Genomic DNA, 23,020 nt, shown 5'->3' on the forward strand with positions numbered 1-23,020 from the left:
GTGCTCACTCCGCCGGTTCCGGGACCGAGTCCTGCGAAGCCGTCGATGCTGCCTCCGGCACGAGCAGGCTGCAGATGTCATCGAGCAAGCCGGCATCCCTCAGGATCGTGAAATGGTTGTCTCCGACCGCGCCACGATCAACGGCGTCAGGCAGTTGCGTCTCCAGCCGATCGCGCTGCGTCAGTCGGCCTGATGTCCACCAGCACAACGGCACGGCCGCAAGACGGCGCGGCGGCGCGGCGTTCTGCGTCAGGGTCTTGAGGTGCCGGCCGACTGCAAAAGCGCCGGACAGATCGTCGACACCAAGCAAAGTGTCGTCCATCGAAGTTCCCTGCCCTTCTTCTGATATCCGTGCGATCAGAGCCCGGACGGTTTCGGATGTTTCCGGCAGGCCGGCGCGTTTCGCCTCCTCCACATGTGAACTGATGCCAGCGGATGCAGACCGTGGAAGAACGGCCAATAGCAATCCTGCGAGGTCATCGGTCCAGTGGGTCACGGTTTCCTGCCGGTTCGATCCGCCGTGCGGCCGCAGCACAAAGCTGTCGACCAGGGCGAGACAATCGACGCGTTCACCACAGCGTTCGAGTTCGGCCGCAACGAGGCTGACGAGAAGGCCTCCGAGCGACCAGCCGATCAAACTATAGGGACCGTGCGGCTGCGCCTGCCTGATCTCGTTCGCATAGTCCGCGGCCATCGCCTCGAGCGACCGGTCGCTCCACGAACTGTCGACAAGCATCCTGGACTGCAGTCCAATCAGCTGCCGGCGCCCTTCGAGGCGGCGCGCCAACGGCCCATAGTCGAAGACGGTGCCGAAGCCGCCGTGCACGCAGAATACCGGACGCGCGCCACGAACCGCAGCATTCAGCGGCAGCAGCGCTGACGGCGCCGACGCAGCGGCGGGAGCCGTGGCGCCGGTATCCGCGAGCAGCGCACGGATCGTCGGCTTCTGCAGGAGATCGCGAAGCTTGATCTCGATGCCAAAAGTCTTGTCCTGCCGAAGCCGGGCCACGACCTTGAGGCTGAGGATCGAATCGCCGCCGAGTTCGAAGAAATTATCGGTGACGCCGACCTGCGGCAGCTTGAGGATGTCGGCCCACAACCGCGCCATCGCGGTTTCCGCAGGTCCTTGCGGGGCCACGAAGCTTCTTCCGGCCGCGTCGGGGGCCGGCAACGCACGCCGGTCAATCTTGCCGCTCGACAAGACTGGAAGCCGATCGAGCACCATGATCCGTGCCGGCACCATGTAGATCGGCAATGTCTGCTTCAGGAAACTGATTACTCTTTCGACCAGAGCCTCGGCAGCGGCTCCAGATGCGTCCTTTGCCGACTTTGGCGCGACATAGGCAACGAGCTGGCTTCCGGCAGCGCCGGCCAGCGCCACCACGGCCGCCTGCTCGATCTCCTCATGACGAAGCAGCGAGGTCTGAATTTCTCCAAGCTCAATCCGGAAACCATTGACCTTGACCTGGTCGTCGCTGCGGCCGAGATATTCGACGGTACCGTCTTCGTGCCATCGCGCCAGGTCGCCGGTACGGTATAGCCGGCCCCCAGGCGTCGCAGAGAATGGATCAGGTACGAAACGCTCGGCGGTCATGCCCGCCTTGCCGTGATAGCCGCGCGCCAGTCCAAAGCCTCCAAGATAAAGTTCACCGGCGACAGAAGCGGGAATGATGTTGAGCGAACTGTCGAGAATGTAGGCACGTCGGTCACCGACCGGCAAACCAATCGGCGCGTATGGTGTCTCGCATTCGGAGTCACCATCGACCTTCCAGACCAGCGGCGTAACGACGGTTTCGGTCGGGCCGTAGCCGTTGATCAGGATGCGCGGCTTCAAGACGCGCCTGACCTTGTCGAAGCCCGCTTTCGGCATCGCCTCGCCACCGAACGAGTACAGCTTGACCGGCGGCGGGTTGCCCGTCTGCTCGACGGCCTCCGCAACCTGCTGGAGGTAGGCCGGCGGCAGCCCGATATGGCTGACACGATGCGCGTGCAGGTTTTCGACCGTCTGCTCCGGTGTCCACAACTCGGCGTCCCGCATCAGGAGGCGCGCGCCATGCGACAATACCGTCAACCAGCGTTCATGGGCACCGTCGAAGGCCAGCGACAGGAAATGCAGTTCGCACGAGCTCTCGTCGATCTCGTATAGGCTGCCCGTGACGTGGCAATGCATCGCGAGCGGCCCATGGGCGACGGCCACGCCCTTTGGTGTTCCCGTCGAGCCAGACGTGTAGATCAGATAAGCGAGGTTCTCGGGATGTAAATCCGGTTGCGGCACATGGTCCGGCCCCGCGTCGAAGTCGAATGTGGAAAGATTGACGCTCTTGACGGGTCCTAGATCTTCAACACCGAGCTGCCCCGACAGCAGGAACGAGATGCCGGCATCGCGCATGACAAACGCGCGCCGCTCCGGTGGAAGCTCCGGATCGAGCGGAACATACGCCCCGCCCGCCTTCAGGACAGCCAGCAGCGCGACCATCGTGGCGTCTGTTCGTTCGACCACGACACCGACGCGCTGCTCGGGCTTAAGCCCGCGGGCAATCAAGTGATGGGCAAGGCGATTGGCTCTGGTGTCGAGGGCTCCGAACGAGAGCGCCTTGCCGCCGATGGTAAGCGCCGTCCGGTCCGGATGACGCTGCGCATGGCCGCTGATCGCCACATGTACCAGCGGCAAAGGGGCGGCCGACGTGGCATGCCGGTTGCAATTCTCGGCGAGACCGGCGTCGACCGCCGTGACCGGGTCGATGCTGCCAAGCACCACCGACGCGTCCCGCATCAGCGCCGTCAACAAATGCTCGAACTGCGCCTTGATCTGCGCTGCCTGCGCCGCCGTGAAATGGCTCGGCATATAGGTGTACTCGACCTGAAGCGTCTCCTCGACGAACACCGACAGGTCCATCGGATAATTCGTCACGTCGACATTCTTCAGGCCACCGAACTGCAGCGAACCGTCACCCCGGTGCATGCTGCGCTCGATCGGATAGTTTTCGAACACGATGATGCTGTCGAACATCGTCTGACCGGCACGGCCAGCCCAGCCCTGGATATCGTAGAGCGGCGTATGCTCGTAATCCCGGATCGCCGAATTGCGATCCTGAAGCGCCCGCAGCCACTCTCCGACTGTGCTGGCGGACGATGGCGTTTCGATCACGGGCAGCGTGTTGATAAAGAGCCCGAGCATCTGCTGCGAGCCGTCGAGACTAGCCGGACGGCCGGCGACCGTGACGCCGAATGTCACGGTCTGCTGACCGGTATAGCGTTGCAGCAGCAGCGCCCACACGCCCTGGACGATGGTGTTGAGCGTGATCCGCTCACGGCGCGCGAATGCGTTCAGTTCCGCGGTCGCCGTCTCTTCGAGCCGCGTGTAGCAACGCTCGTGGCCGGATGCCTGATGACGGCGGGAGCCGAAAGCATCGGCCAGTTGCGTCGGTTCATCGAAGGCCTTGAGCTGTTCGCGCCAGAAACGTTCGGCAGCCTGGGCGTCCTGCGCCAGCAGCCAGGCGATGTAGTCGCGATAACGCGTCGGGTTCGCCGCGGACGCCCCGCCGTAATAGCATTCCAGGACTTCGCCGACGAACCTTGCCGAACTCCATCCATCCATCAGGATGTGATGATAGGTCCAGATCAGCCGATGGAGATCGTCCTCAAGGCGCAATAGCCGCACGCGCTGCAGCGGCGGCGTCGAGAGATCGAACTCCGCGGCACGTTCGCCGGCAAGCGCCGCACCAATCCGTTCGTCGCTGATGGTATGCCCGCGCCAGTCTTCCTGTTCGAACGGCACGACGGTGTCGCGATAGACGGCTTGCAACGGAGAGCCGGCAAGCTCGCGCCATAGGAAGCCGGTCCGAAGCATCTGATGACGCGCGCTCACCTCGCGCCATGCTCTCCCGAGGCGCTCCGCGTCAAGTCCGCGGATTTCAACGCTGACCTGGTTGACGTAAACGCCGCTGCCGGCATCGCGCAGGCTGTGGAACAGCATGCCCTGCTGCATCGGCGACAGCGGGTAGATGTCCTCGATGCGGCTCCAGTCGAGATCAAGCCGTTCGAGCTGTTCGCTGGTCAAGCCCGAGAGCGCACCACGCGTTGATGCCGATGTGTCCTTGCCCGGGGCAACGTCACGGGACATTGCCGCCATCGCCTTGATCGTCTGATGCCGGAAGACGTCCCGCGGTTCGATCAACACGCCTTCGCGGCGCGCGCGGCTCACCATCTGCAGCGAAATGATCGAGTCCCCGCCGAGTTCGAAGAAGTTGTCGGTGACGCCGATATTGGGCTGGCGGAGCAGGTCGGCCCAGATCGCGGCCAGCGCCGCTTCGGCCGGCGTGCGCGGCGCGACATGCTCGGTTGTCGCCGTAAGCTGATCCGGCGCCGGCAGCGCCTTGCGGTCGATCTTGCCGTTCGGTGTCAGCGGCAGCCGATCCAGCACCACGATCCGCGCCGGGACCATGTAGTCCGGCAGCAGCGACGTCAGCGCCGTCTTCAGCGCCGCGCCATCCAGCGGCGCCCCGCCGCTGACATAACCCACCAACTGACGTCCCGCACCGACCTCGCGTGCCACCACCACCGCCGAGCGCACCGCATCCTGTTCCAGCAGCCGCGCCTCGATCTCGCCAAGCTCGATCCGGAAGCCGCGGATCTTCACCTGGTGGTCGGAGCGGCCGATATATTCGATCACGCCATCGGCGCCCCAGCGCGCCACGTCGCCGGTGCGGTACAGCCGCGCGCCGGAGGGGCCGAACGGATCGGGGATGAAGCGTTCCGCCGTCAGCGCACCGCGCCGCCAGTAGCCACGCGCCAAACCTTCGCCACCGATATAGAGCTCGCCCGCCACACCGACCGGCGCAAGATTGAGATCGTTGTCCAGGATATGCAGCGTGGTGTTGCCGATCGGGCCACCCAAGAGCGGACGATCATCCTGCGCATTGAGGCGGTGGCGGGCCGACCACACCGTGGTCTCGGTCGGACCATACAGGTTCCAGACTTCGCCGGCCTGCGCCACCAGTCGACGCGCCAGGTCCGGCGCCAGCGCCTCGCCGCCGCACAGCACGCGGCAACTCGCCGGCAGCGATGGCCCGTCATGATCGAGCAGCATCCGCCAGGTCGACGGCGTCGCCTGGATCAGGGTCACGCCCTGTGTCGTCACGATGGCCTTGAGCCGGGATGGATCATGCGCGGCCGCACGATCCGCCAGCACCACTTGCGCGCCGATGGTCAGCGGCAGCCACAGCTCCAGCACCGCGATGTCAAACGACAGCGAGGTCAGGCCTAGCACGCGATCCTTCGCCGTCAGGCCCGGTTGCTCCGCCATTGTCGCCAAGAAGTTCGTCACCGCGTCGTGGCGGACCATCACGCCCTTGGGCAGGCCGGTCGAGCCTGAGGTGTAGATCACATAGGCCAGGCTGTCGGGATGCACGGCGATGTCGAGATTACCGGCATCACCGCCCGCATCTCCATCCTGCTCGTCGAGCAGCCACGCCTCGGCGCCGGTCTCCTCCAGCACCGGAGAAAACTGATCGAGCAGCGTCCGTTGCGTCAGCACCAGCGCGGCGCCACTGTCGCGCAGCATATGCGAAAGCCGCTCCGGCGGATAATCCGGATCGAGCGGCAGGTACGCCCCGCCCGCCTTCAGCACGGCCAAAAGCGCGACCATCATCCCGACGCCGCGGTCCAGCGCCAACCCAACCACCCCGTCGATTCCGACGCCGCGATCGCGCAGCCGTCTCGCCAGCCGATTGGCCCGGCTGTTCAACGCGGCATAGCTCAGTTCCTCGTCGCCAAACACCAGCGCCACGGCATCAGGTGAGTGACCGACCTGCGCCTCGAACTGTTCGACAATTCCCTGGCGCGGCCCATCTCGTCGCGTGCTGTTCGCCCCGGAGAGCAGTGCATCATCAGCCGGATCGCTGGCCGCGATCATGCCGACCGGCCGATCGGCATCGACGCTCAACGCTTCCATCAGCCGCACAAAAGCGCGCTGCAGCCGCGCGATCTGCGCCTCATCGAAATGCTTGCGCTGATAGTTGAACACCAGCCGCAGCCGCTCGTCGAGGCCGACGCTCGCGAACAGCGGATAATTGCTGGTCTCGACGATCCTGGTCTCGCCGACACGGATCTGCCGATCTTTCTCCATCAACGCGTGGTCGACAGGATAATTTTCGAACACCAGGATGCTGTCGAACAGGGGCCGTCCGGGACGCCCCGCCAGGCGCTGGATCTCATACAGCGGCGTCCAACCGAATTCGCGCAAGGTCAGATTGCGATCCTGCAGTTCACGCAGCCATACGCCGACTTTCTGCTGCGGACCGACATCGTCGACGACCGGCAACGTATTGATGAACAGGCCGACCATGTCCTCGGCGCCGGTCAGTTCCGGCGGCCTGCCCGACACGGTGACGCCAAAGCAAACCGTGCTCTGTCCGGTATGCTGGCGCAGCAACTGCGCCCATGCGGCCTGCACCAGCGTGTTCATCGTTACGCGCTCGCGCGCCGCAAATTGTTGCAGCTGCCCCGTCAGAGCAGCGTCCAGCTCCAGTGCGAGCATGCCGTGACCGGATGACTCCGCCTCTGCATGCTCGGCCAGGCCCGTGGCTAGGAAGCTCGGTTCATCCAGCCTTGCCATTGCATTGCGCCAGAACGCCGCCGATGCATCGGCATCCCGGCTCTGCAGCCAGCCGATGTAATCCCGATAGCGTCGCTGCAATGCCGGCAGCCGGACATCGCCGTTATGTTGCATCACTTCGGCGATCAAGCGCGCCGAACTCCATCCGTCGAGAAGGATGTGATGGTGCGTCCAGATCAGCCAATGGCGCTCCTCCCCGAGCCGGATCAGCCTTACCCGCTGTAAAGGCGGCCGCGACAGGTCAAACCCTTCGGCCCGCTCGCGCCGCGAAACATCGGACAGCGCGGCCTCCAACTGCGGCTGCTCCCATCCCGCGGCCCGCGCGCGCCAGTCTTCATCGACAAACGGCACTTCGGCACGACGGTAGACGATCTGCTGCGGCGAGCCGGGCAGGTCACGCCAGACGAAGCCGGTTCTCAGCACCGCATGACGATCGCTGACCGCCTGCCATGCACGATGAAGCTTCCCGGCATCGAGGCCGCACACTTCCGCGGCGACCTGGTTGACATAAATTCCACTCTCTCCGTCGTGCATCGCATGGAACAGCATGCCCTGCTGCATCGGCGACAACGGGTAGATATCCTCGATCTCTCGCCAATCGAGCTTCAGCCTGTCGAGATCGGCCTGGCCAAGGCCTGACAATGCCACATCCGATGGCGTGAGGCCGCAGGCGCCGCCGGTGCAGTGATCGACCAACTCGCGCAGCGCCGCCTCGTACAAGGCGGCCAATCGCTCGACCGTTTCTCGCCGATAGCGCTTGCTGCCGAAACCGAACGACAGCCGCAGCTGGCCTTCGCGCACCGTGCCATTCACGCTCAGCCAGCGCCGCAACGGGCTCGATACGTCGCGCGACGGGCCCGCGCTTTCCGGCGCCATCGCGAACAATCCCGCCTCGTCAATGCCACCGTCGATCTGGCCGAGATAATTGAAGGCAATCTTCGGCTCGGCGACATTCGACAGCGCCGAGCGCTGCCCTTCAGAGCCGAGATAGCGCAACGCGCCATAGCCCAGCCCGCGGCCGGGAATGCCGCGAAGTTCCTCCTTCACGGTCTTGATCAACGACGAAGGATCCTGTGACCCGCCAGCCAGCCGCACGGGAAACGCCGTCGTGAACCAGCCGACCGTTCGCGAAATGTCGAAATCGCCGAACAAATCTTCACGGCCATGGCCTTCCAGCTCGACCAGCACATCGTCCTGTCCGCTCCATTGCCAGACAGCGCGTGCGAGGCCGGCGAGGAGAAGATCGTTGATCTGCGTGCGATAGGCGGACGGAGCATCCGTCAGCAGGCGCTGCGTCAATTCCCGTTCGAACGTCAGCAGCACTTCATCGGCATCGGCGACAAGATCGGTGTCATCATGGTCGTCATCGCAGGGAATGTCCGAATCCGCTCGGCGATCGAGCCAATAGGACAGTTCGGTCGCCAGTCCGGGCGATGTCGCATGGGCATGCAGCCGCTCACCCCACGCTGCGTAGGCATGGGTCTTGGGCGCAAGCGTAACCGTCGCGTCGCCCTTCGCAAGTTGTGCATATGCGGCGGCGATGTCTTCCAGCAGAACCCGCCATGACACGCCGTCGACCACCAGATGATGAGTCGCGATCAGGAAGCGCTGACTGCCATCGGCGACATCGATGCCGACCGCACGCAGCAGCGGCCCCTGGGAAATAGAGAGACTTGCCTGTGCCGACGACGCCAGCGCCGTCACGGCTTCTGCATCAGCCGCGTTTCGGATCCAAAGTAGATCCGCGGCGGCTGGTGCAGCGCCGTGCTCCGCGCGCCACGTCCCTTCGCTTTCTTCGAAGCGAAGTCGCAGCGCATCGTGATGATCGACCACGGCCGCAATCACGCGCCTCATCACTTGCCAATCGAGGCGGTCCCTCGGCCGCAACAACACCGCCTGATTCCAGTGATCGCGCCTTCCTGGGTCCTCCGCAAAGAACCGGGCCTGGATCGGCAACAACGAATGTGAGCCGAAGACAGGTCCCTGATCGACGAGCGCTTCGCTTCGCTGCTCGGTGCGCGCCGCGAGCGCCAGCGCCTCGAGCGTCTGATGCTGAAACACGTTGCGCGGTTCGATCAGATAACCGGCGCGACGGGCCCGGCTCACCATCTGCAGCGAGATGATCGAATCGCCGCCGAGTTCGAAGAAATTATCGGCAAGGCCGACGGCAGGCCGGCCGAGCAGTTCGGCCCAGACCGCCGCGAGCGCCAGTTCGGCCGGTGTGCGGGGCGCCTCGTACGCCGCGCCGATATATGGCGCGTCGGGTGCCGGGAGTGCGTGGCGATCGATCTTGCCGTTCGGCGCCAGCGGCAGCCGCTCCAGTACCGCGATCCGCGACGGCACCATGTAGTCAGGCAGAACAAGCGACAGCGCCGTGCGCAAGCCTGGCTCTTCGAGTTCGGCCGCTCCGCTGACGTAACCGATGAGCTGACGGCCGGCTCCGACCTCGCGCGCCACCACCACCGCGGAGCGGACACCAGATTGCTCGAGCAGCCGCGCCCCGATTTCTCCGAGTTCGATGCGGAAACCACGGATCTTGACCTGATGATCGGATCGCCCGACATATTCGATCGCGCCGTCGTAACGCCAGCGCGCCAGGTCTCCCGTTCGATAGAGCCGCTCGCCTGTCCCTCCGAAGGGATCGGGAATGAAACGTTCCGCCGTCAGCGTCTGCCGCTGCCAGTAGCCGCGCGCCAGCCCTGCTCCGCCAATGAACAATTCGCCCGTCACGCCGGCCGGAACCATGTTCAGATCGGTGTCGAGGATGCGAATGACTGTACCCGGGATCGGCCGTCCGATCGGCACCCGTGCTGCGCCATCGTCACGACAGTTCCAGAACGTGGCGTTGATCAGCGCTTCGGTTGGACCGTAGCGATTATCGAAGCGCACATTGGGGAAGGCCGCGAGCACACGCGCCCTCAACTCCGCCGACAAGGCTTCGCCCCCGGCAAACAGGCGCTTGAGCGTGACGCAGCGCTCCGCTTCGGGCTCGGCAACAAAATGCTCAAGCATCTGCGGCACGAAATGCAGTGTCGTTACATCGTGGGCGATGATGGCGCCGACCAGAAGCCGCGGTTCGCGATGCGCACCGGGAGCTGCGATCGCAAGCCGTGCGCCGGTCGCAAGCGGCCACAGGATTTCCCAGACCGAGACATCGAAGCTGAACGGCGTTTTCTGCAGCAAGGTCTCGCCGGCATCGAGGCGATATTCCGCCTGCATCCAGCCGAGCCGCGCGGCCAATGCGCCATGCGAACAGGCCACGCCCTTGGGCATGCCCGTCGATCCCGACGTGTACATCACATAGGCCAGGCTGTCTGGATGAAACGCCACGTCGAGATTGCGGGCCGGCTCGCCGGTCCGAGCCTCACGCTCTCCTTCGATGGTCCAGGCCTCGACGGCCGCTTCCGCAATCACAGGCGCGAGGTGCTCCTGCAGCCGGCTTTGCGTCAGTATCAGCTTGGTTCCGCTGTCGCGCAGCATATGCAGAAGGCGATCCGGCGGATAGTCCGGATCGAGCGGCAGATAGGCTCCGCCGGCTTTCAGCACGGCGAGAACACCGACGATCAGTTCGACGCTGCGCTCCAGCGCGAGGCCAACCAGCCGATCGCGACCGATGCCGCGGCCTCTCAACTGCCGCGCCAGGCGATTGGCGCGAGCGTTCAGATCGCCATAGCTGACCTGCTCGTCCCCAAAGACCAACGCCATAGAAGACGGTGAAGCTGCAGCACGTGCTTCGATCTCGGCGACGATTCCGCGACGAAAATTCGAAGTCTTGGCAATGCCGCCGCTCCAACCGAGCACCTTCCGCGCTTGATCCGCATCGAGGCCGCCGAGTTCACCGAGTGGCCTTGAGGCGTCCGCTGTGATCTCGGCAAGCAGTCGCGACAGGCAGGCCTGCAGATATTTTATCTGGTCGTCATCGAACCGGCCGCGGTCATAGCGGAAGCCGAGATTGATGCCGTCGGTCCTGGCGAATACCGCCACCGTGAGGGCATAATTCGTGATCGAGACCTGCTCGACCCGCCCAAAGCGGCGCCCGCTTTCGTTCTCGCTGCGCAGCGCCTGATCGATCGGATAGTTCTCGAACACCAGGATGTTGTCGAACAGCGGCCGGCCGGATCGGCCGGCGAGACGCTGAATCTCGTAGAGCGGCATCCAGCCGTGGTCGCGCAGATCGATGTTGCGTTCCTGCAGATCGCGAAGCCACGCACCCACATCGGTTTGCGGTTTGGCTTGATCCACGACCGGCAGGGTGTTGATGAACAGGCCCACCATTTCTTCGGACCCTATGATCTCTGCGGGCCTGCCGGATACCGTCGCGCCGAAGCAGACAACGCGCTGGCCGGTATGCCGGCGCAACAATTGCGCCCACGCGCCTTGCAGGAGGGTGTTCAGCGTGACGCGCTCACGCTTTGCAAACGCCTGCAGTTTTGCGGTCAGATCCGCGGAGAGAAGCAGGTCCAGTGAACCATGGCCGGATGCCCCGGCGGTCGCAGGCCCTCCCAGCGTATCCGCCAGAAACCCCGGCTGGTCCAGTTCGGCCAATGCGGTACGCCAGAACGTCGCCGACGCATCGCGGTCCTGTTTTTGCAGCCAACCGATGTAGTCGCGGTAGCGGCCGTGTATGGCGGGCAATCGGTCGCCGCGTTCATGTTGGAGGATCTCGGCCACCAGACGCGCCGAACTCCAGCCGTCCAGCAGGATATGGTGGTGCGTCCAGATCAGCCAGTGGCGGTTTTCGTCAAGCCGGATCAGCCGCACCCGCTGCAACGGCGCCTGCGACAGGTCGAAGCCTTTGGTACGCTCGGCCTGCGACACGCGCGCCAGCGCCGCCTCGAGTTCACCGCGGTCCATGGCTGCGGCCTGCCCGCGCCAGTCTTCTTCCACGAATGGCAGCGTCACATGGCGATACACCACCTGCTGTGCCGCGCCTGACAGTTCGCGCCAGGCAAAGCCGGTTCGCAGCACCGCGTGGCGCGCGCTTACCTCGTGCCAGGCGGTGCGCAACCTGCCGGAATCGAGACCACGCACTTCGAGGCCGACCTGGTTGACATAGTTGCCGCTTTCACCATCGCGCAATGCATGGAACAGCATGCCCTGCTGCATCGGCGACAACGGATAGATATCCTCGATTTCGCGGCAATCGATCGTTGCGCCGAGGGCGTCGAGATCGGCCTGACTCAACCCTGATAATGCGAAGTCCGAAGGCGTCATGCCGCGGGCGCCGCCCGTACAATGGTCGACGAGTTCGCGCAAGGCCGCCGCATAATGCTCTGCGAGACGTTCGATCGTCTCCCGCCGGTAGCGCCTGCGGCCATAGCTGAACGACAACCGCAATTGGCCTTCCCGCACCTGGCCGTTGATGCTCAGCCAGCGGCCAAGCGGCGCGCTGTCGCTGCGCGCCGGCCCGGCACTCTCGGGGGCAACGCTAAACGGCGTGGACTCACCCACGCTGGAATCGAACTGGCCGAGATAGTTGAAAACGATACGCGGCTCGGGGAGTGCGGCCAGTGCATTGCGCTGCGCATCGGTGCCGAGATAGCGCAATATGCCGTAGCCCAACCCGCGGGCGGGAATCGCGCGAAGTTCTTCCTTGACGGATTTGATCAGTGAAGCGTCGTCTCCGGAGCCGCCCGGCAAGCGCACAGGGAAAGCGGTGGTGAACCAGCCCACCGTGCGGGAAATGTCCGCGCCCGCGAAGATATCCTCGCGACCGTGTCCCTCGAGTTCGACAACAACATCGTCAAGCCAACTCCAGCGCGATACCGCTCGCGCCAATGCCGCCAGCAGCAGATCGTTGACCTGAGTCCGGTAAGCCGATGGCGCTTCCTTCAACAGCCGCGTCGTCAACCCTGCATCGAATGCGAGCAGGATCTCCTCGCCCTCGGCAACGAGATCGACGCCGCCATGATCGTCGTCGCAGGGCAGATCGGTGCGTGTTCCCCGTTCGAGCCAATAGGGAAATTCGACCGACAGTTCGTCGGTGCTGCCATAGGCGTGCAACCGTGCTCCCCACGATGCGTAGGATTGGCTCTTTGCCAGCTCGACCGGCGCCGCACCTCGCTGAATTTGTTCGTAAGCCGTCGCAAAATCTTCGAGCAGCACGCGCCACGACACACCGTCGATGACGAGATGGTGCACCAATATCAGGAGCCGCTGGCTGCCATCGGCGAGATCCATGCCGATCACGCGCAGCAGCGGCCCGTTTAGCGACAGGCTGGCCTGGGCTGCCGACGCCAGCCTCGTCACCTCGGCCGCGTCGCGTATACCGCTCCGAATCCACAACAGTTCTGAAACCGCTTGTGCCGCGCCATGGGTTGCCCGCCAGACGCCATCGATCTCCTCGAAACGAAGGCGCAAGGCATCGTGATGCGCCACCACGGCGGCGATCGTGCGCTCCACGATCCCCCAATCCAATCGCGATTTCGGCATCAACAGGACGGCCTGATTCCAGTGATGACGTTCACCGGCGTCCTCGCTGAAGAACCGCGCCTGGATCGGCAGCAGCGGATGTTCGCTGCCCTCCAGAACTTTCTCAGGCGCGGTGTCCTCCTCCGCTCGCTCGATGCGGGCGGCCCGCGCCAGCTCCTGCAATGTCTGGTGCCGGAAAACGTCTCGCGGTTCGATCCGCAGGCCCACCTGGCGGGCGCGGCCGACCAACTGCAGCGAGATGATCGAATCGCCGCCAAGCTCGAAGAAATTGTCGTCAACGCCAATGACAGCCTGGCCAAGGAGTTCAGCCCAGATCGCAGCAAGCGTCGTCTCGGTCGCGGTGCGCGGCGCGACATGTGCTGCCACTGCGGCTTGCATGTCAGGAGCCGGCAAGGCGTCGCGATCCACCTTGCCGTGAGCGGTGAGCGGCAGCCGCTCAAGCTTCACGATGCGGCCCGGCACCATATAATCGGGCAGTTTGCCCGAGATGGCAGCGCGCATTTCCGCTTCGTCGAACGCACCTTCACTGGCGACATAGCCGACCAGTTGACGGGTTACGCCCGCTTCGCGCGCAACGACGACCGCCGATTGCACGCCCGGCTGCCGCATCAGCCACGCCTCGATCTCGCCGAGCTCGATCCGGAAGCCGCGGATCTTTACCTGGTGATCGGAACGGCCGACATACTCGATCACGCCGTCGGTGCGCCATCGGGCGAGATCGCCCGTGCGATATAACCGCGTGCCGGGAGCACCAAAGAGGTCGGGGATGAATCGCTCAGCCGTCAATTCGGCGCGCCGCCAGTAGCCGCGCGCCAGTCCTTCGCCGCCGATGAACAATTCACCGGTCACGCCAACCGGTACGATGTTCAGATCGCCGTCCAGAATATAGGCCGAGCGGCGCCCTACGGGACGGCCGATGGGTGCATAATTGCCTTCAATCTCTTCGCTGGCATCGACCTTCCAGACCAGCGGCGTCACGACGGTTTCGGTCGGGCCGTAACCGTTGATCAGTGTCCGCGGCTTGAGCGCGCGCTTGACCTTGTCGAACCCGGCCTTCGGCATCGCCTCACCGCCGAACGAGTAAAGCTCGACCGGCGGCGGATCGCCGCGCCACGCCGCAAAGTCGGCGAGTTGCTGCAAATAGGCCGGCGGAAAGCCTGCGTTGGTGACGCGCTGCTGGCGCAGTACGTCGAGCGTCTGCTCGGCGGACCAGAGATTTTCGTCGCGCATCACGAGCGCGGCGCCGCAGGTCAGCGCAGTCCAGAGTCGCTCATGGGCGCCGTCGAACGTAAAGGACAGGAAGTGCAGTTCGCGCGAGTGCCGGTCCATGTCGTAGAGCCTAGCCGTGACCTCGCAGTGCATGGCGAACGGTCCGTGCTCGACCGCGACCCCCTTCGGGATGCCGGTAGAGCCCGAGGTGTAGATGACATAGGCAAGGCTTGTCGCTTCCACCGCCATGCCGGGATCGCTCTCCGGCTCCCGGTCAAGATCGCTCGCATCAAGCGGGACAGCTTCAATCCCGGACGGTGGCGCGGTCAATGCCGAGCCTTCTGCATCGACCAGCACAAAACGTACGCCGGCGTCGCGCATGGTGACGGCCTGCCGCCTCGCCGGATGCTCGGGATCGAGCGGCAGATAGGCTGCGCCGGTCTTCAATATTGCCAGCAGCGCTACAACGAGGGATGGCGAACGCCGCGCCGAGATGCCGACCAGATCGGAAGGACTGATGCCAAGGCGGATCAGGCGATGTGCGAGCCGATTGGCGCGACGGTCAAGCTCGGCATAGGAGATCACATCGTCGCCGAAGATGAGCGCTGGGGCGTCGGGTGTTTCCGCGGCCAGCCGGGCGACCGTTTGATGCACCGGCACAAACGGTGCGGCTGCGCCGGCCTCCGCGCCGTTCCACTGGCGCAGCCTGGCCAACTCCTGTTCAGAAAGCAGTGCCATGTCGGCGACGGACTGCGTCCAGTCATCAACCATCGTGTTCAGGATCGTGACCCAGTGCGATGCCAGGCGTTCGATCGTCGCTGCCTCGAACAGCGCAGTCGCGTAGGTCAAGATCGCGCGGATCTCTCCTGATGGTCCCTCTTCGCTATCGAGGGCCAGGTCAAACTTGACGGTGTCGACTTCAGGCTCGACCTTCTCGATCTGCAGGCCGGTGCGATCGGGCGGGTTGCCTGACACGCGCCGGCGCTGGTGGTTGTAGAGGACCTGAAACAGCGGATTCTGGCTCAGGCTGCGCTTGGGCTGCAGGATCTCCAGCAATCGCTCGAACGGAAGGTCCTGGTTCTCCTGTGCTTCGATCGTGGCCGAATGGACGGATGCGATAAAGTCAGTGATCGTCGCGTGCGCGTCGAGTTGCGTGCGAAGCACCTGGGTGTTGACAAACAGCCCGATCACCCCGCGTGTCTCGTCGCGGTGGCGATTGGCGACCGGCACGCCGACGCTGATGTCGGACTGGCCGGTGTAGCGATAGAGCAGCAGCTTGAAGCTCGCCAGCAGCACGATGAACAGCGTCGTCTGGTGCCGTCGCGCCAGCGCGCGCAAGCCATCGGCGAGCGCCGGATCGAGCGCCATGCGAAGCGCTGATCCAACGAGATCAGGAACCGCCGGCCGCGCCCGATCGATCGGAAGCTGCAGCACCGCCGGGTCCTGGAGGCGCGTCGTCCAGTACTTGACCTGCCGCTCGCCATCGACCGCGCTCATCCAGAGCCGCTGCCATTCGGCATAATCGGGGTATTCAATTTCAGGTTCGGGCAGTGCCGGCGTCTCACCACACGCGGCCGCCGCATACAAGCGCCAGAACTCATCGACCAGCACGCCCATCGACCAGCCGTCGGCCACGATGTGGTGCAGGCTGACCACGAGAAAATGGTCGTCCTCTTCCAGCGTCAGCAACGCCGCACGCATGAGCGGGCCGGCTTCCAGATCGAATGGCAGCGATGCTTCCTGCCGCGCCAGCAGACGCGCTTGTTGTTCGCGGTCTTCACCATCGACCGTTACATGCCGTAATGCGACCGGTTGCGGGTCGAGCACGAACTGTTCAGCTTCCCTGCCTTCTTGTCGAAACACCGTGCGAAGCGCGCTGTGGCGGGCGACCAGCCCATCGAAGGCCTGCTGCAGCGCGTGCAACTGAACTTTGCCGCGCATCCGCACGGTTGCCGAGATGTTGTAGGCGGCACCGCCCGGATCCATGCGCCACAAGAACCAGAGGCGCGACTGCGCAAAGGACAGCGGCGCTCGCGTCCGCTCCTGACGCGCAATTGGCAGCATGGCGAGGTTGACGCCCTTCGCCGCGAGCTGCGTCAGGAACGCATGCTGCTTGTTCGCGTCGAGACGCATCAAGCGCCGTGAGATGTCACGAAGCTGCTGCTTCTGCGTGGTGGCGGTATCACTCATCGGAAAGCTCGACTTCCTTCAACATGTCGAGCATCGCGGCGATGTCGTCGCTGCGCTTGTCGACCTGAATATCCGGGGCGAGCGCCGCCGCCATCGTTTCGACAGTCGTCATTTCGAACAGGCGATTCAGCGGCAGGTCGTGGCCGAGGTCGCGCTTGATGCGGCTGACGAGCTGGACGGCGATGAGAGAATCCCCGCCGAGTTCGAAGAAGTTGTCGGTGACGCCGATATTGGGCTGGCGCAGCAGGTCGGCCCAGATCGCGGCCAGCGCCGCCTCGGCCGGCGTGCGCGGCGCGACATGCTCGGTTGCCGCCACAAGCTGATCCGGCGCCGGCAGCGCCTTGCGGTCGATCTTGCCGTTCGGCGTCAACGGCAGCCGGTCCAAGACCACGATCCGCGCCGGGACCATGTAGTCCGGCAGCGCCGACGTCAGCGCCGCCTTGAGCGCCGCGCCATCCAGCGACGCAGCGCCGCTGACATAGCCGACAAGCTGGCGGCCAGCGCCAGCCTCACGCGCGATTACCACGGCCGAGCGCACCGCATCCTGCGCCAGCAGCCGCGCCTCGATCTCGCCGAGTTCGATCCGGAAGCCACGGATCTTCACCTGGTGGTCGGAGCGGCCGATATATTCGATCACGCCATCGGCGCTCCACCGCGCCACGTCACCGGTGCGGTACAGCCGCGTTCCCGGCGAACCGAACGGATCGGGGATGAAGCGTTCCGCCGTCAGCGCACCGCGCCGCCAGTAGCCACGCGCCAGGCCCGCGCCACCGATATAGAGCTCGCCCGCCACACCGACCGGCGCAAGATTGAGGTCGTTGTCGAGGATATGCAGCGTGGTGTTGCCGATCGGGCCACCCAAGAGCGGACGATCATCCTGCGCATCGAGGCGGTGGCGGGCCGACCACACCGTGGTCTCGGTCGGGCCGTACAGATTCCAGACTTCATCAGCCTGCGCCACCAGCCGCCGCGCCAGATCCGGTGCCAGCGCCTCGCCGCCGCACAGCACGCGGCAGCTCGCCGGCAACGACGGGCCGTCATGATCGAGCAACATCCGCCAGGTCGAGGGCGTCGCCTGGATCAGGGTCACGCCGTGCTTGGCTACGATGGCCTTGAGCCGGGATGGATCATGCGCCGCCGCACGATCCGCCAGCACCACTTGCGCGCCCATGGTCAGCGGCAACCACAGCTCCAGCACCGCGATGTCAAAGGACAGCGAGGTCAGGCCGAGCACGCGATCCTCACATGTGAGGCCCGGTTGCTCCGCCATCGTCGCCAGAAAATTCGTCACCGCGTCGTGGCGGACCATCACGCCCTTGGGCAGGCCGGTCGAGCCTGAGGTATAGATCACATAGGCCAGGCTCTCGGGATGCACGGCGACATCAAGATTGCCGGCGTCACCGCCCGCATCTCCATCCTGCTCATCGAGCAGCCACGCCTGCGCGCCGGTCTCCTCCAGCACCGGGGAGAACTGATCGAGCAGCGTCCGTTGCGTCAGCACCAGCGCCGCGCCGCTGTCGCGCAGCATATGCGAAAGCCGCTCCGGCGGATAATCCGGATCGAGCGGCAGGTACGCCCCGCCCGCCTTCAGCACGGCCAAAAGCGCGACCATCATCTCGACGCCGCGCTCCAGCGCCAATCCGACCACCCCGTCGGTTCCGACGCCGCGATCCCGTAGCCGTCGCGCCAGCCGATTGGCACGCCCGTTCAACACGCCATAGCTCAGTTCCGCATCGCCAAACACCAGCGCCACGGCATCAGGAGAGTGACTGACCTGCGCCTCGAACTGTTCGATGAAGGAGCGATCTCGAGGGTATCGGGCTTGCGTCCGATTCCACGTTTCCAACAGAAGCTGACGCTCTTCGTACGGCAGAACATCCAGTTGCCGCACTGGAGAGCGGGGCGCGCGTTCCAGAGCCTTGGCCAGTTGATCGAGCGCCTGCTGCATCAACGCGCAGACGCGATCAGGTGAAACTGGCTGGATCACCTGCACCGTCAATCCCAGTGCCCGGCCATAATCCTCGATCGCCAGCATCAAGGGATAGTTGGTGCGCTCTTCGCCACCGAGCCATTCGATGCCGCTTTGGCCCGCGGCGTTCTCATCTGCGGATGAATCAGCCGGCATCGCATTGTGCCGGTAATTCAGGATCGAACTGAACAAGGGCGCAGGCGCAGCGACGCCGCTACAACGTTGCGCGAGCGCCAGCGAAGCATGTTCATGCGCCATCAGTTCGGCGAGCCGGGCGTGCACGCGACGAACGCTGTCTTCGACCGCTGTGCCATCGAGATCGAGCCGCAGCGGCAGCGTATTGATGAACAGTCCCATCGGGCGATCGCCGCCGGCGCCGGCATGCATGCGGCCGAACAGGACCGTGCCGAACACGACGTGCTCGCGGCCGCTGCTTCGCGCCACCACCTGGCCCCAGGCCAGATGGCAGAGGCTGGCAAGGCTCACACCCAGCCGTCGCGCAAGAGCACGGAGCCGCGCATTGAGCTCATCCGGCAGCGTTCGCCGGGCTTCCGCCACCCCGCCACCGTCGCCATGCACCCGATCCAGGCCAAACGGCGTGGTGGGCTCATCGATATCAGACAGCATGCTTCGGAAAAAGCGTTCGTGCTCTGCGGTTGCGGCCGATCCTCGCGACTGCGCCACCAGATTTCGGAACGGATACGGAGCGGACAGTTCTTCACCGCGCCCCGACAACATCTTTCGGACTTCGTCGTGCATCACCTCCAGGGTGGAGTGATCGCCGATCAGATGATGCAGCAACACCAGCAGCAGCCAGCGCTCCTTGCCGGGATCACCGGCGACCGCAAATCGCAACAGCGGCGCCTGGCCGAGATCGATTCGATTGCGGCGCGGGTCGAAACGCTGCGCGAGCTGTTCATGCGCCGGACTGTCGCCGTCCAATACGACCTCGGTGACGACCAAAGGGGCCTGTCGCCAGACCACCTGCGCCGGCGTGGACAGACCATCCCACGCGATGGATGTGCGGAGAATGTCGTGACGGGCGATCACCCGCTGAACGGCGGCGAGATAGCGGTCGAGCAGGTCGCGGCTTGCAAACGCCATCTGGCCGACCAGCAGGTAGGGGTCGCCCTGCGCCGACAAGAGATGGTGAAACAGGATACCGTCCTGAAGCGGCGACAGGCCGTAGATGTCCTGGATGTTGGCAACGCCCCCGGGGACGCTGGCCACGATGCTGTCGATGTCGGATTGCTTCAATGCAATCAACGGCAACAGCTCGGGCGTAATCGCCATCGTTTGCAGCGTGATCGGATTGGCCGGAACATCGGCGGCGACGCCGCCATTGAGGCTGGCGGCAAAATCAGCCAACACAGGCTTGGCGAACAGCGTACGCACATCCGCGCTCAGCGAATGCCGCTGCAGCCGTTCCAGCGAGCGGACCGCGAGCAGCGAGTGGCCGCCCAGTTCGAAGAAGTGGTCGTTGCGTCCAATCCGATCGACGCCCAGCAACTCAGTCCAGACCTTCGCAACGATTTGCTCGACCTCGCCTTGCGGCGGCTCAAAGCTGCGTCGCGCAAAGGCGTCATCCTCCGGCGCGGGCAGCGCCTTGCGATCGACCTTGCCGTTCGGCGTGAGCGGCAATGCATCCAGTCGCACGAAAGCCTGCGGCACCATGTATTCCGGCAGGCACGCGCGGAGGTGACTGCGCATCGCAGCCGCGAATTCGCCGGCCTCAAGTCTCGCGCTGTCGTCCTTCGCGGCCACATACGCAACCAGCCGCGGGTCGCCGCTGTGATCCTGCTGTACCAGCACCACTGCATCGGCCACGCAAGCGTGCTCGTTGAGGCGAAACTCGATCTCGCCCAATTCGATGCGGAAGCCGCGGATCTTGACCTGATGATCATTGCGGCCGAGGAACTCGATACTGCCATCCGGCAGGTAACGTCCGAGATCGCCAGTGCGATACATTCGCGCGGTGCCTTCGCCGCTGAAGGGATCGCGCACGAAACGTTCCGCCGTCAGATCGGCGCGATTGAGATACCCGCGGGCGACCCCTGCCCCGCCGATGTAGATTTCGCCGATCGACCCAAGCGGCACGGGTGCATCGAGCCTGTCCAGCAGATAGATCCGGGTATTGGGAAGCGGACGGCCGATCGGGACGACGTCGCTATCAAAACCCGCCGGCCGCTGCCAGGCGGTGGCGCAGACCGTCGTCTCCGTCGGCCCGTAACCGTTGAACACGGCAACGGCCGGAGGCAGGCCCTTGATCAGTTCGGCCTTGGGCAATTCACCGGCAAGGACGAGCACCCGCAGCGACGCCAGCCTGTCGAGATCGACGCGTCCCTGCAGCATGGCCGGCGGCAAGGTCGCGTGCGTAATGGCGTGGCGCGAGAGATAGTCGGGCAGCTCCGACGTGTTGCGGTGCTCGCGCGCACTGAGGAGAAACAGCCCGGCCCCCGAACAGAGAGCCATGATGATTTCCCAGGTACTGGCGTCGAAGCTGAACGAAGCAAACTGCACGACGCGGCTGCGCGGGGAAACCGCGAACAGCGCTCTCTGGGCCAGCGCCAGATTCACCAGACCGCAATGCTCGACCATCACCCCCTTGGGCCGGCCGGTGGAGCCGGAAGTGTAGATGATGTAGGCGAGATGCCGTGAGGTCAGTCCTGTGACAAGCTCACCTGGATCTGATGTCGCGAGGCTGGCGATGGCGGGCGCGCTCGTCTCCAGATCGACAATCTTGCACGACGCATTCGCGAAGATTGCGCGTCCGGCACTATGGGCGATCAACAATTTCGGTTTTGCGTCATCGACGATCTGTCGCAACCGCTCCGCCGGATAGGCCGGATCCAGAGGCAGATAGGCACCGCCGGCCTTCAGCACAGCCAGCAGGCTGACGATCATGGCAACGCCGCGTTCGAGACAGATCGCGACCGGCTGGTCCGGACCTACGCCCAAACCAATCAGGTATCGCGCGAGCTGATTGGCTTTTGCATCAAGTTCGCCATAGCTCAGGCGAACGTCTTCGTAAGTTAGTGCAATGGCGTCAGGCGAATTTCGAACCTGCTCCGCGAACAGTTCGTGGATGCAACGCTCGGCCGGGAACGGCGCAAAGGTCTGGTTCCATGTGTCCAGAACGAGCTTGCGCTCCCCGGCGTCTATAATATCGATCCGGTCGACGATCTGCCCCGCGTCGGCGACCATGACCCGCAGCATGCCGAGCAGGTAGTCCCGGTGACGCCTGATCGTCGCTTCGTCGAACAGCGCCGTCGCATAGTTCAGGGCGCCGACGATGCGGCCGTCCGTCTCGCCCAAATTGAGCTCGAGATCGAACTTGACCTGCTGCAGCGGGATCTCGGCAATCTCCGCCTTGAGGCCCGGCAATTCAAGCATTGCCGTCTCGTTGTTCTGCCAGGCGAACACGACCTGGAAGACCGGCGTATGGTCCAGCCGCCGCGGCGGCTGAATGGTCTCGACGAGTTGCTCGAACGGCAGGTCCTGATGATCCTGAGCCGCCAGCGCCGCACCGCGTACGCGGCTGAACAACTCCGCCACATCAGGCTCTTCCGACAGATCCACGCGGAGCGCCAGCATATTGACGAAGAAGCCGACCAGGCCTTCGATCTCACGCCTGTTGCGGTTGGCCGTCGGCGTACCGATTACGAGATCGGTCTGGCCAGAAAGTTTTGACAACACCGCCGCCCAGGCCGCCAGCACCGTCATGAATGCCGTCGTGCGATGTGATTGGCTGAGCCGCCTGATGCTGAGTGCAAGGTCCGCGTCGATCTCGATCGGCAGCGACGCGCCGGCGAGAGACCTGACCGGCGATCGCGGACGGTCCGTCGGCAATTCGAGCACCGCTGGCGCGTCCTTGAACGCCTGTCGCCAATAGTCGACCTGCCGCTGCAATCGCTCGCCCGCCAACCATTGCCGTTGCCAGGCGGCGTAGTCCGGGTACTGAATTGCCAGCGGCTGCAGCGGATCTTCCTGGCCGGCTACAAACGCCCGGTATAGCGCGCCCAGCTCGCGCACGAGCACGCCCATCGACCAGCCGTCGGATATGATGTGATGCTGGGTGAGGAGGAACTCGTACTCTCTCTCCGCGATCCGGATCAGGCGGCCGCGGATCAATGGTCCCGTGGTGAGATCGAACGGCGTATCGGCCTCCTCGCGGCGCAAGCGCGCGAGTTCCTGTCCGGCATCCTCCCGTTGCCGCAAATCATGTTCGAGCACCGGCAGATGTTCATCGGACAACAATTCGACGCGCGGCTGTTCGTCGACCACGCGAAAGACGCTGCGCAGCGATTCGTGACGTGCAAACACCCGGTCGAGGCTTCGACGCCACGCACGGACGTCGAGATCGCCCGAAAGGCGCAATGCGCCGCGAATGTGATAGTTGGAATTGACGCCATCGAGCTGCGCCAGCAGCCAAAGTCGCTGCTGTGCAAAGGACAATTCCAGCGGTCCGTCGCGCGGCACCGCTGGAATAGAGGCAGGCCCATTCCTGTTGGCATTTCGGCCGCGATCCCTGGCCAGCGACAGGAGCTTTCTTACCTCCGCGGAATCCAGATCGCGCAAATTCGGCTTTGATGAACCCACCATGT

General features: G+C 64.5%; 2 protein-coding genes. Both read right to left on the minus strand.

The genetic code is table 11. From position 1 onward, the window contains the following. Nucleotides 1-4 precede the first annotated feature (4 nt). On the minus strand, nt 5-16,447 hold the full coding sequence (locus tag IVB22_RS28365; protein WP_247520464.1) for a non-ribosomal peptide synthase/polyketide synthase: 16,443 nt from the start codon (nt 16,445-16,447) through the stop codon (nt 5-7). Next, nucleotides 16,440-23,018 (minus strand): non-ribosomal peptide synthetase, encoded by a 6,579-nt coding sequence (locus IVB22_RS28370; protein ID WP_247520465.1) that lies wholly within the window; start codon nt 23,016-23,018, stop codon nt 16,440-16,442. The genes IVB22_RS28365 and IVB22_RS28370 overlap by 8 nt, the downstream gene beginning before the upstream one ends. Nucleotides 23,019-23,020 lie beyond the last annotated feature (2 nt).

Source organism: Bradyrhizobium sp. 190 (assembly GCF_023073415.1).
Taxonomy (GTDB): domain Bacteria; phylum Pseudomonadota; class Alphaproteobacteria; order Rhizobiales; family Xanthobacteraceae; genus Bradyrhizobium.

Bases quoted from the DNA above. Each gene is read 5' to 3' on its own strand.
- IVB22_RS28365 (WP_247520464.1), bottom strand. From the start codon at position 16,447: ATGAGTGATACCGCCACCACGCAGAAGCAGCAGCTTCGTGACATCTCA.
- IVB22_RS28370 (WP_247520465.1), bottom strand. From the start codon at position 23,018: ATGGTGGGTTCATCAAAGCCGAATTTGCGCGATCTGGATTCCGCGGAG.